Raw genomic sequence first — 13,096 nt, 5'->3', positions numbered from 1 at the left:
CGCTCCGGGGTGTGGCGGTCGGCTCGCGGAGAGTGATCATCCGCGCCGTCGTGCGCCCCGGAGGGGTGTTCGACGGGGCTCCAGGAAACGCGTGCATGACCACCCGGGAAAGTGCGGTATTGTTCTCATGCGCGTTCGGCCAGGGGAAACCCCAGGTCAGACGGGTGCCGGGACGTGGCGCAGCTTGGTAGCGCACTTGACTGGGGGTCAAGGGGTCGCAGGTTCAAATCCTGTCGTCCCGACCATGCGGAAACGCAGGTCGGAGGCCGTTCTCTCATCCATGGGAGGGCGGCCTTTCGTGCGTCCGGGGCCATGGCGGTCGCAGCAGGGGGTGACGCCGGGTGTTCCGGTCCTCACGGGGAGTCGCCGCGCCCGCTTGGGGCGTTTGAAGGGGGCCCTTCGTCCGTCACGATGGACCCATGAGCCAAGGATTCGAGACCCGCACCCTGGACATCACCACCGGGGTGGCGGAAACGGTCTACGACCTCACCGCGGAGTGCGTCTCCTTCCTCGCCGAGGTGGCGGACGGCCGGGACGGACTCCTGAACGTCTTCACGCCCCACGCGACGATGGGGGTGGCCCTCATCGAGACGGGCTCGGGAAGCGACGACGATCTGCTCGCCGCGCTTCACCACCTCCTTCCCGCCGATGAACGGTGGCAGCACCGGCACGGCAGTCGAGGGCACGGCCGCGACCACGTGCTGCCGGCCTTCGTCGCGCCGCACGCGACGCTCCCGGTGATCGGCGGGGAACTGGCCCTGGGCACCTGGCAGTCGGTGTGCCTCGTGGACACCAACAAGGACAATCGGGAGCGGCAGGTGCGGCTGAGCCTTCTGAGCTGAGGGGGCTGGTCAGGAGCGTCCTGGGGCGGCCGCCGATTCTCCTTGCGCTCCGGCGAAACGGGTGAGGGGTGCGCGGTACCACCATGGACGGTTCTCGTCGTAGACGGTGCCTGTCTCGCACCGGAACCTCGGTACGAGACAGGCGACTTGCCCACGAGATCAGCCGCGAGTCGACACGGCCCACTTCTGGGCGAGCGTCCCGTTGCAGCCGTACAGCTGCAGTCGGGTGCCGTTGGTGGTGTTGGCGTTGGGCAGGTCCAGGCACAGGCGTGCGTTGGGGTTGTAGATGCCGCCGTCGGGCAGTGGGATGAAATGCTGGGCGGGGGTCTGGTTGCAGGAGTAGTACGCGACGGCAGCGCCGCTGGTGGTCGCCCCGTTCGTCACGTCAAGGCAACCACCCAGGACCTTCAGCGCCTTGGTGTCCGCGTCGTACGTCCACGCCTGTGGGCCGCTTCCGTTGCAATCCCAGATGACGACCGGATTGGTGAGCCCGGTACCGCCCTGGTAGTCGTCCACACACTTGGTGCTCTGGGCGCCGGAGACGACGGGGCCCGAGCGGCCGGACCACGGATCGGTCGCGTACGGCTGTACCGTCACGTCGCTGATCCGGCCGGTGTACGGGGAGTACGGCGCGCCCGCCACTTGGTAGCGGCCCAGGACGAGGGGGCCGTTGATTCCGGACTGCTGGGTGTGCAGCCCGGTCGCGGCGAGCAGGCCGTTCACGTAGAGGGACATCACTCCGCTGGCCGCGTTGTAGCTGGCGGTCAGCCTGTCCCAGCGCCCGATCTGGAAGTCGGCCGCCTTGGTCACCCCGAGATTCGTCTCGTCGTAGGGCCAGAGGTCGTTGTCGGCGTTGGCCATGGCGAAGCGCCAGTTCTTGTTGCTCCTGTCCGGCCAGAGGAGGAAGCCGCTGGCACGCCGGCCGTCCTGACTCGCGACGACTCCTCCGTCCTGCTCCGGGTTGGCCCACAGCGAGATGGTGAACGACTTCGTGGTGTCGATCGACTGGTCGGCCACTCCCGCGGCAGGTGCAGCGACGATGGTGCCGGAGTCCGTCACCTTGGACGACGCCTGGAAACGGGCCACGGTCGTGTCGCGACCGGCGATCCTGTCGGCCGGGAAGGTCACGCCGAGGGCGCTCGGCGTCCCCGGATGCCTGCCTTCCGGCACGGTCGCGGACGGACCGACAAGGTCGGTCGTCCGGCCGCTCGCGGCGAGACCGGTCAGCGGGAGGCGGGTCACCGCACCACGGGCGTCACCCTGGCGGGTCTCGGACTTGAAGCCGGTGACCTTGCCCTTCACCGCCGGGTCGGAGACTCCGGGCCACACGACGACCTGCCGGTCACTCGTCCGGGCCCACAGGTCGGCGGTCCCGTCACCGTCCAGGTCGCCGGAGGAACCGGCTTCCGGGTACGCGTCGGGCTTGACGTTCTGGCGGATGACGACGCCCGCGGCGGGATCGGTCAGCGCGGAGTAGTCCGGGGTGGCGCCGCCCGTGATCGGGTACGCGTGGATGTCGCCGGTCGTGCGGTTGCGCGCCCAGACTGTGGCCTGCCGCACCGATCCGTCGTCCGTGGTGGTGGGACCGTTCGCGGGCCCGGGGGCGATCAGGTCGTAATCGGTCCAGTTGGCGGCCCCCGCAGCGAGCGGGATCAGCTGTGCGGTGTCGGAGATCTGGGCGGCGTAGAGGTCACTGGGTCGCAGCAGCCAAAGCTGCCCCTTCTCAACGACGAGCAGTGACGTGGCCGTAGCCTGCTGGACCCCCTGGGTCCCGTTGTACGTCGCCTCGCCCTCGGGCGTTCCGATCGCGCTGACCTGGGTCACGTCCGACCAGTCCGTGCGGTACGTGGCGGGGCACGGGGCCGGGTCACCGCCGAGGGTCAGCACGCACTTCGTGGGCCTGGTGAGCGTGCCGGCCCGCTGCTCGTCGAACTTTCCGTGCCCGTCGTTGTACACGAGGTACAGGAGGGTGCGCAGCTCGGGGTCCGTGGTGTTGTGAGCGATGAGCTGGTCGACCCGCTGGCCGATGTCGAGCGTGCCACGGTGGGTGACCTGGTAGTCGTTCCAGGTCACGTGGTGCGACGCGTCGTTGCCCGGAGCCGCGGCGGCCCCGGCCGAGGGGGCGGTGCCGGGGTCGCTGTTGCCGCCGATGAGGCGGAGGTTGCCCGCGGAGTCCGGCAGCAGGACATCGCCCGTCCGGTCCCCGGTGGTGTCGCCGAAGACGGGCAGCAGACCGGGCTGAGCGGGTGCGTAGTACGTGTAGACGGCCGGCTGGCTGTAGTTGCCCGCGTTGTCCTGCGCCTGTACGTAGAGCGCGTTGGTGCCCCACGCACCGGGGACGGCCTCGTAGACGGCCTGGCCGTTCGCGTCGGCGAGCTTCGTTCCGGCGTCCCCGCACTTCCATCCGACGACCGGCGTCGGGCTGGTGCTGATCCGGAAGCAGGCCAGGCCGGAGACGTTCGGGCCGCCCGTCGAGGGGGCAGGATCGGCGCCGCTGAGGGTGAAGGAACCCTTCTGGTGGCTGTACTTGGCCGGGGTGGGGTTGGGCGTCCCGGAGGCCGGGAAGTCGGTGGAGCCGACACTCACCCGAGGCGCGGTCTTGTCGACCCGGAAGTAGCACGGGCCCGCCTGCGGAGAGGCGAGGCCGCCGCTCGGGTAGGCGTCATAGGCGACCGCGTTGTAGCCGTACCAGTGGCCGTCGATCAGCCCTCCCGCGCTGACGGTGACGCCTCCGGGGTTCCAGCCTTCGCTCCACACACCGAGGTCGGTGTTCTTCGAGCTGTCGTTTCCGTCGACGAGGCTGAAGACGGTGTAGAGGTTGAAGCCGGTGGGGGACCAGTTGGCTGCGGTCAGCCTGATGTCCTGGTTGTTGCCGACCCATCCGGCGTCCTGCGGGCTGTGGCCGGAAACGTTGCAGCCGCCGTAGGTGTTCGTGCTCGCGAAGCCGGGTGTCGGGGTGGTGCGCGGGTCCCAGGCGCTCGGCGCGATGTCGTAGTTGGTGACGATGCGCGGATTGTTCGCCAGGTGCTTGCGGTACAGCTTCTCGTACTCGTTGTCAGGGGCGATGGCGACGGTCCAGTCGGCCCATTTGCCGGCCGCGGCCTGCTGCATGTGCCAGGTGACGTCGAAGCTGATGGGTCCGGTGCCGGTGATCCAGGTGGAGTTGCCGACCTTGCTGCAACCCTCCATGTGGCTTCCGGTGCCGCAGGGCTGGGCGTTCCAGCGGGTCCACTGGTTGATGGGCCCGGTCCAGTAGAGGCCGAGGGGTGTGTTGGTGCCGGGGCTCGAAGCGCCGGTGACACTGGCGTAGAACGTCGAGTTGTAGACGGTCGGAGGCCTTGGGGCGCCGTTCGGCTGCGTGTAGATGGCCGGGTGGATGCCGATGCGGTAGTACGCGCGGTAGCGGCCGTACCCGGTGCAGTCGCTGTAGCCGCAGTAGCCGGTGCCCAGGTTGCTGACGGCGTTGTAATTCTGGGTCTCGGGGTGGTTCTCCTGGACCTGCGCCGAGCCGTTGGCGTCGCTGGTGGCGCTGAGCGTGGGGTCGATGTACCAGGGGCCGGTGCCCTTGCCCAGCGTCCTGGTGTCGGGGACGAGGTCGATACCGGTCCCGGTGGCCTTGATCCCGACCTTGGCCACGGTCGCGTGGTCGCCGGGTGCTTCGGACGTGGATGCGCCGAAGGAGGCGTCCGTACGAGGCGAAGCGGCGCCGGTGCGGGCGGAGGGCTGGGTCTTGCGCGTCGCGGAGTCCCACTGGAAGGGGGTCGGCGCGTGCATGCGGACTCTGCCCGCCACGTCCTTGGCCTTCACGTTGCCGGCCGCGTCCGTGACGAGTGTGAGACCTCGCGTCCTGACCGGGAAGTGAAGCTTCCTCAGCTCGGCGCGTCCGGCCGCGGCGGCGGTGTGCACGACGATGACGTCACGCCACCCGCCGTCGGGCAGGGCGGTGACCCGCAGATCGACGTCCGGCAGCACGGAGGCATAGACCGCCGTGTCCCCCTCGACGCGAGGTGCGGGCAGCGGGAACGGGGCGGAGACGGACAGGCTCTTGCCATCGGCGGTGGTGGTGGTCGCCAGCGGACCGTCGCCTCCTCCGGAGAGGGTGAGTCCGTTGGCCGTGACCCGAGGGCTGATCGTGCCGTCGGCATTCCTGTGCAGGGAGGCGTCGAGGTCGGCCCAGGTGTTGCCGCGCTTGGTGCGGACGGGCTGAGCGTTGTCCGTCGTGGTCAGCGTGCCGTTGGGGTTGACGAGGGTCCGGGAGCGCTCGGTGGTGAGGGCGTCGACGACGACGGTCCGGCCGGTGGACTTCGCCTTGGCGCGGGCGGTCAGGACGGCGCGCTGCTGGTCGGGGAGTGTGGGAGTGGCCTCCGGCGTGTGCCGCGACGTGTGCGTCGTGGCGATGGACGCGGCGCTGGAGGCCGGCTTGCCGACGGGTTCGGCGACGGCCTGTGCCCCGGGGCCGATGAGACCGAGGCCCAGCGAACCGGAGACGGCAACCGCCGCGATGAGCAGGGGTGTTCGGCGACGACCGGGCGGCGGCTGTATTCCGGATCTCGGATCGGGCATGAATGGCATGGTGGTACGAGGCTCCTCCCCCTGGGCCTCCCCTGACGGGCAGGCGTTCGAACCGGAACGATGAGGCCTTCGCTTCGGCGCAGTCAAACCGCCGTTCCCGACATGGGGGCAAATTCTCTGTCTTGATCGTCCCAAGTCCGCGAATGCGGCAGACCGGTTCTTGATCGTGATCTTTCAACCCTGTTCTCCCGGCGAGGCATTCGCCTAGCGTGTGGCCGGATCCTTTCGCCGTGTGCCGGCTCGACGGCCCGGCGGCAGGCCGACAGCAGAGCTTTGCGTGATCAGGGGGAGTGTTTTCGTGGGGGATTGGCATGCCCGTATGCCCGCCGGACGGCGGATCACGGGCAACCGTCGACTGACCGCCGTGGTCGCCGTTCTGGCGACCACACTGGGGTTGGTCTCTGCTTCACCGGCGTCGGCGTGGACGCTTCCGGAGTTCGCCGACGTGTGGACGCCGCCGCAGACACCCTTGGGCGAGGACAGCCCCTCGGTGCGCGGCACCACGTTGAAGCCCGGACGTCCGAAGCCTCCCGGTCATCCCGTGCCGGCGGAGTGGACGCCCACGCCGGCGGTGGCGGCATCGAGAACCGGCTCCGCGCTGGTGGAGCTGGGGCTGGGGTCCGCGAACGCCCGCGCCGCTCGTGCGGCCACCGGCGGAGCCTCACCCTCGTCCGACGGTGCCGGGCTCGTGCGCGCCGGCAACCTCCCGGTCTCGCTTGCGCCCACATCGGGTAACACGGACCACACCCGATCAGTGCGCGTGACCGTCGCAGAGCGCGCGGTCGGCCGCAGAGTGGGCGTCGCCGGCCCCGTCCTGACCCTCTCCGAGGCGGCTGCGGCCCCGTCGGCCGACCACAAGGTCGCCATCGCCGTCGACCTCACCGCGGCGGGGGCCTCGGGCTGGCTGGACCGTGCCAGACTCGTCGCCCTGCCCGCCTGCGCACTGACGACGCCGGAGCGGTCCGAGTGCCGCACCCGCACGTCGGTCGCGTCCCACATCGACACCGCCTCGGGCGTCCTCACAGCCGACGTGGCACTGGCGCCCGTCGTGGCGAACTCCGCCCCGCGGCCGGCTACGAGGACGCTCACCGACGGCGCAACGCCGCACACACGAACGGCCGCGTCCCCTGCCCTTCAGGCAGGGGCCACCCGAGTCGACAGCACCGGCACCGCGACGGTCCTCGCCGTCGAGTCGGAGGCTTCGGGTGCGGGCGGGTCCTACAGCGCCACCCCGCTCAGCCCGTCCGCCGCCTGGAGTGCGAGCGGCAACACGGGAGGCTTCTCCTACTCCTATCCGATCCAGCTTCCGGCCGCCCTCGGTGGCGGATCTCCGGCGGTCACCCTCGGATACGACTCCTCCGGGGTCGACGGACGCAACTCCGCCCAGAACCCGCAGTCCTCCTGGGTCGGTGAGGGATGGGGCTACGATCCGGGTTTCATCGAGCGCTCGTACAAGGGCTGTGACAAGGCCGGCATCGACCGGTCCAAGGACCTGTGCTGGGGCGGCCACAACGCCACCATCAGCCTCGCCGGGCACTCCGGCACGCTGGTCCGAGACGACGCCACCGGGACCTGGCGCCTCCAGAACGACGACGGCACCCGGATCGAGCGACTGACCGGCGCCTCCAACGGTCTGCACGACGGCGAGTACTGGAAGGTCACCACCTCCGACGGCATCCGGTACTACTTCGGCCTCGACCACCTGCCCGGTGGCGACGGCACGGACCCGGCCACCCACTCCGCGTGGGGCGTCCCCGTCTACTCGCCCAGCGCGGGCGACCCCTGCCACGACGCCTCGGCCGGTACCGGCTCCTGGTGCCGGATGGGCTGGCGTTGGAGCCTCGACCATGTCGTCGACGCGCACGGCAATCTGATCACCCAGCGCTACGACACGGACGTCAACCACTATTCGCGGGGCGGCGGGCAGAACAACGGCAACGGCAGCCTCGAAGCGTACGAGCGCGACGGCCGGGTACGGCAGATCGACTACGGCCTGCGGCTCTCCGAGCAGATCGCGGCCAAGGGCTCCCTCAAGCCGGCGGCGCGGATCACCTTCGGTGTCGCCGAGCGCTGCAAGGCGTCGGGCGACATCACCTGTGCGGAGTCCCAGCGCACCAGCGCGAACCAGTCGTACTGGCCGGACGTTCCGATCGACCAGCTCTGCGCTTCCAGTGGAACGTGCACCAACCAAGCTCCCTCCTTCTTCTCCACCAAGCGACTCGCCTCCATCACCACCGAGGTGCTGGTGGGCGACGCGCTCACCCCGGTGGACTCCTGGACCCTGACCCACACCTTCCCCGACCCCGGTGACGGGACGAAGCCCGCCCTGTGGCTGTCCGGCATCAAGCGCACCGGCGGGAGTGGGGCCTCCGCCCTGTCCCTTCCCGAGGTGAAGTTCACCGCACGCCAGCTCGCCAACCGCGTCGACGGCCTCACCCCCGCGCAGCCCGCCTTCAACCGTCCCCGCATCCAGCTGATCACCACCGAGACCGGTGGTCGGATCAGCGTCAACTATTCGGACCCAGCGTGCTCGCGCACCAAGGGGATCCTGCCGGCCTCCGCCGACTCCAACACCAAGCCCTGCATGCCGGTCAAGTGGTACCTGCCGGGGTCGTCCTCGCCCGACCCGGTCGACGACTGGTTCAACAAGTACCTGGTCACGGGCATCAACGAGCAGGACGCCGTCACCGGCTCGCTCGTCAAGACGACCGCCTACACCTACAACGGCGACGCCGCCTGGCACCGTAACAACGCAGAGTTCACCGATCCCAAGGTCCGCACGTGGGACGATTTCCGCGGCTACGGCTCGGTGGACACGATCACCGGCAGCGCCTACCCCGGCGAGGCTCCGCAGACCCGTCAGCGCACCACGTTCCTGCGCGGCATGGACGGCGACGTCAAGGCCGACGGCAGCACGCGCGCGGTCGCCGTGGCCAACCCCCTCGGAGGCGCGGCGGTCACCGACGACGACTGGCTGGCGGGCACCGCTCTCGCCACCGAGATCTTCGACAAGGCCGACGGCACGGTCCAGAGCGCCTCGGGCCACACCAGCGGCGGGCAGCAGGTCACGGCCCGGCGCAAGCAGTCCGGTGGGATGCCGGACCTGATCGCTCGCTACCCCGCTTCCGAGACCACCGAGCTGACCAAGGACCGTCTGACGGACGGTTCCTGGCGCACCCTCACCAAGGTGACGACCAGCGACCCCGCGAACGCCAACCGGGTCGTCACGGTGGACGACCGGGGCGACGGCACGGCGGCGACCCCTCGCCTGTGTACCAGCGTCACCTACGCGTCGGCCGCCGACTCGGCGTTGTCGGGTCTGGTGGCGGACAAGACGACGGTCACCGGCGCGTGCGGCGCCACGCCGACCACGGCCAACACCGTCTCCAGCACCCGTACGCTCTTCGACGGCAAGCCGTTCGGCCAGGCCGGCTCGGCGGGTGACCCCACCAGCTCCCAGGTGCTCGACCGCTACGACACCGATGGCAAGGCCATCTACGCCCACGCCGGCAGCAGCGTGTTCGACGCCTACGGCCGTGTCACCAGCGTCTCGCAGAGCGATGGGGCCACCTTCGGATCCTCCGGGGCACTGTTGACGGCCGCGACCGTCCCGTCACCGGCCACGACCAGGACCGAGTTCAGCCCCGCGGCCGGCGCCGCGCCCACCAAGGTGATCACCACCGGCCCGATGGGCAGCGGCTGGACCACGACCGTCACCCAGGACCCCGGCCGTGCGCAGCCGCTGACCTCGACGGACCCCAACGGCCGGACCACCACCCAGCAGTACGACTCGCTCGGCCGTCTCACGGCCGTGTGGACCCCCGAGCGGTCCGTCTCGCTGTCTCCCAGCTGGAAGTTCAGCTATGTGATCGACGGGGTCAACGGCCCCTCCGCCACGCGGAGCGAGTGGCTCCAGGCCAACGGCGTGACCTACTCGTCCTCCGTCGTCCTCTACGACGGCCTCGGCCGTGAGCGGCAGACGCAGCGCACCAGCGACGCCAAGCCGACCGGCAGGCTGATCACCGACACCGTCTACGACTCGCACGGCTGGCCGGTCAAGACCGCCGAGCCGTACTACGAGCCGAGCTCACTTCCCACCGCCCAGGTCTTCCTGCCGGGCAACGACTCTCAGGTGCCCGCCCAGACCTGGACCAGCTACGACGGGGTGGGCCGGGCCGTACGTGCCGAGTTCCGCTCGTACGCGAACCTCCAGTGGGCGACCACCACCGCCTACCCGGGTGCCGACCGCACCGACGTCACGCCTCCGTCCGGCAGCGCACCGATGTCCACGGTGACGGACGCCCGCGGACAGACCGTCCAGAAGTGGCAGTACCGGACGCCCACCGCGACGGGCAATCCGGCCGACGCCGACGTCACCACCTACCGCTACACGCCGGCCGGCAAGATCGCGTCGCAGACCGACTCCTCGAACATCACCTGGACGTACGAGTACGACCTGCGCGGCCGGGAGACATCGGCGGTGGACCCCGACAGCGGTGCGAGGAAGACGTACTACGACGTCAACTCGCTGGTCGACCGGACGGAGGACGCCAACGGCCGGACGATCGCCTACACCCGCGACCTGCTCGGCCGGACGACCGGCACGTACGCCGGCAGTGTCGCCCCGGCCAACCAGCTCGCCGGATGGACCTACGACACCCTCCCGGGTGCCAAGGGACAGCCGGTCGCATCGACCCGCTACGTCGGCGGAGCCACCGGCGCTGCCTACACCAAGGCCGTCACGGGCTACGACACCGGATACCGGCCGCTCGGAACCTCGGTCACGATCCCGGCAGCGGAAGGTGCCCTGCAGGGCACCTACACCACCAAGTACACGTACCACCCGGTCACCGGCGCCGTCGCCACCCTCGCGCTGCCTGCGGCGGGCGGACTCGTGGCGGAGACGATCGGCTACACGTATCTCGACACCGGTCTGCTCACCACCGCGAAGAGCCTGGGCAAGAACCTGATCTCCGCCATGCAGTACGACGCGCTGGCTCGTCCTGTGCGGACCACCGTCGGCGAACTCGGCAAGCAGGTCGTCTCCACCCAGCAGTACGACTGGGCCACCGGTCGGCTCATCAACTCCATCGTCGACCGGGAGTCCGGCACCACCCACGTCGGTCTGACCAGCTACACCTACACGCCGTCCGGCAGGGTCACCTCGATCAAGGATCTCCAGGACGGCACCGCCACGGACACGCAGTGCTTCACGTACGACCACCTGAGCCGGCTCACCGGCGCGTGGACGGACACCGGCGGCACGCACACCACGGCCGACTGGACCGACTCGTCGGGCATCGTCCACGGAACCGGCAGCTCCACGAGCGTGCCCGGCACCGGGGGGTGCGACAACGCCGCCGCCCCCGGAACCACGGGGACGGGCACCCGCACGGTCGGTGGACCGGCACCGTACTGGCAGACCTACACCTACGACGCGACCGGCAACCGCAAGAGCCTCACTCAGCACGACCTGACCGGCGACGCGACGAAGGACGTCATCACCACCCAGACCTTCGGCACCGGCCCCAACAAGCCCACCACCGCCCCCGACACCGGCGGCGGCACGGGCGGCCCGCACGCCCTGCTGAAGTCGACCACCACCTCGCCGTCCGGCACCAAGGTCGTCGGCTACCAGTACGACGCCAAGGGCAACACGACGTCGATCACGGACACCGCAGGTACCGCGGCCCTCACCTGGAGCAGCGAGAACAGGCTCGACAGGCTCAAGAAGACCCAGGAGCCGACCGGCACGACGTACCTGTACGACGCCGACGGCAACGAACTCATCCGCCGCAACCCCGGCAGCTCCACCCTCAACCTGCCCACCGACCAGATCACCCTGACGGGGACGAGCACCCTCTCCAATGCCCGGTCCATCAGCGCCCCGGGCGGCCTGACCCTGACTCGTACCAGCACCGCGGTCGGAGGCTCCAAGCTGCAGGTCCAGGTGTCGGACCATCACGGCACGAACGGCCTCCAGATCGGCACCGACATCGCCCAGACGGTCACGCGCCGCCCGGCCGATCCCTTCGGCAGCCCGCGCGGCACCCAACCGGCGGCCACCGGCTGGGCGGGCGACAAGGGCTTCGTCGGAGGCAGCAAGGACGAGCTCACCGGCCTGACCAACCTCGGCGCACGCAAGTACGACCCGGCCCACGGGCGCTTCATCAGTCCGGATCCGCTGCTCGACCCGGACGATCCGCAGCAGTGGAACGGCTACGCCTACAGCAACAACAACCCGGTGAACCTGAGTGATCCCAGCGGTCTGATCGCCTATGACTCGGACACCGGCATCGCGGCGGGCGGCAACTCTCGTCAGATACAGGAGGCGGTCAACAACGTTCGTTCCAAGCCCGGTTACACCGACCCGCAGCCTGTCACCGACGCCGGCAGCAAGGGCTACTCGCCGACGGACTGCCGGCACACCAACAGCTGCGCGACGACCCTGCACGACCGGGCGATGAACTCGTTCCTCAACGCGGTCGAGCTGTCCTTCAACCACGACTACCTGCGCAACGGCAAGAACACCAGCAGCGCGGAGATCAACCGCATTCTCCAGAAGTACAACAACGGATACACGACCGTCAGCTGGGCCGCGGTCCAGATGTGGGCCTTCGGCGCGACGGAGGAGGAGACCGACTACTTCTACGCGAACTACTGCCTCTTCATCGAATGCAAGGTGGGCCTGGACTACGCCGACACCCCCATGGGCAACGGCGTCGTGTCCCCGTTCGGCCCTTCGCCGCAGGAGAAGTTCGGCGCGAACATCGGAGCGTCGCTGGAAGGCGGACTCGGCGCCAGGGGCGGTCGAGGCAAGGCGGGCCCGGGAGGCAGGGGCTCGGTCGAGGGATTCTCCAAGGGCGCGCTGTCTGCCCTGTGCGGGCGGAAAACGGACAGCTTCACCGGGGAGACCCTTGTCAGCGTGGAGGGCGGCAAGCTCCGTCCCATCGCCCAGGTAAAGGTCGGGGACAAGGTCCTTGCGACAGATCCCCAGACGGGAAAGACGGTCTACCGGACCGTCACTGCAGTCATCGTCACGCCGGATGACAGCGACTTCACCGATCTGACGATCGAGTCGCCGCGAGGCACCGGCACGCTGACGACGACGTGGCACCACCCCTTCTGGAACGTCACGACGGGCCGCTGGACCGACGCGAGCGAGCTGAAGACGGGTGACAGCCTGCGCCGCCCGGACGGTACGACGGCCCGGGTCCTCCGGGTGCGGAACCACCACCAGGAGGTCGTGACCTACAACCTCACGGTCGCTGACGTCCACACGTACTATGTGGTCGCGGGCTCGACGCCGGTCCTCGTGCACAATAGTAATTGCGGGCCGGAGATGACCGGCGTCAATGTCGGGAAAAAGTGGGGAAGGCACTCGAAGGATTATGATCTGAACCCCAAGGATCCGGCCGCGCGTGAGTGGTACAAGAACAGGGCCATTGAAGTGCGCGGTGCCCATGATGAAGTGCGCCAAGGGCCTTACAATCCCGACGCTGGAGGCGGGATCGACTACTGGTTCTACCGCCAGGGTAACGACTTGGTGATAACCAAGGGTGATGGATCTTTCGTCACTATGTTCCCCCTCGAGCCGAGAGGGAACGGATGGTGGAACGGGGCGACGCCGCGCCAGTGCACTTGCTGACGAGAACGTCTCGGGCTGAGGCGGTTGGCGTCGA

3 protein-coding genes and 1 tRNA gene are annotated in these 13,096 nt (G+C 69.4%); 3 read left to right on the top strand and 1 reads right to left on the bottom strand.

Annotation, left to right across the window (positions count from 1 at the left end; all coding sequences use genetic code 11):
* Nucleotides 1-168: 168 nt before the first annotated feature.
* Nucleotides 169-245 (top strand) — tRNA-Pro (locus ABTY59_RS34120).
* Between the two features lie 174 nt (nt 246-419).
* Complete coding sequence (locus tag ABTY59_RS34115) at nt 420-842, top strand: YjbQ family protein (protein WP_352023002.1); 423 nt, start codon at nt 420-422, stop codon at nt 840-842.
* A 159-nt stretch (nt 843-1,001) separates the two neighbouring features.
* Here ABTY59_RS34115 and ABTY59_RS34110 read toward each other — a convergent pair whose 3' ends face one another.
* Nucleotides 1,002-5,405 carry a ricin-type beta-trefoil lectin domain protein gene (locus tag ABTY59_RS34110; RefSeq protein WP_352023001.1) on the bottom strand — a complete coding sequence of 1,468 codons (4,404 nt, stop codon included), beginning with the start codon at nt 5,403-5,405 and terminating at the stop codon, nt 1,002-1,004.
* Nucleotides 5,406-6,174: 769 nt separating this feature from the next.
* On the opposite strand from ABTY59_RS34110, the gene ABTY59_RS34105 reads away from it, so the two are divergent.
* Nucleotides 6,175-13,062 (top strand): polymorphic toxin-type HINT domain-containing protein, encoded by a 6,888-nt coding sequence (locus tag ABTY59_RS34105; protein ID WP_352023000.1) that lies wholly within the window; start codon nt 6,175-6,177, stop codon nt 13,060-13,062.
* Nucleotides 13,063-13,096 lie beyond the last annotated feature (34 nt).

The organism is Streptomyces sp. NPDC096079, assembly GCF_040303145.1.
Lineage (GTDB): Bacteria > Actinomycetota > Actinomycetes > Streptomycetales > Streptomycetaceae > Streptomyces.
Note: the sequence above shows the minus strand (reverse complement) of the source record. Positions and strands in the feature narration are given on the sequence as shown.

Excerpts from the sequence above, each read along its gene's own strand:
- ABTY59_RS34115 (WP_352023002.1), top strand. The coding sequence starts at position 420 with ATGAGCCAAGGATTCGAGACCCGCACCCTGGACATCACCACCGGGGTG.
- ABTY59_RS34110 (WP_352023001.1), bottom strand. The coding sequence starts at position 5,405 with ATGCCCGATCCGAGATCCGGAATACAGCCGCCGCCCGGTCGTCGCCGA.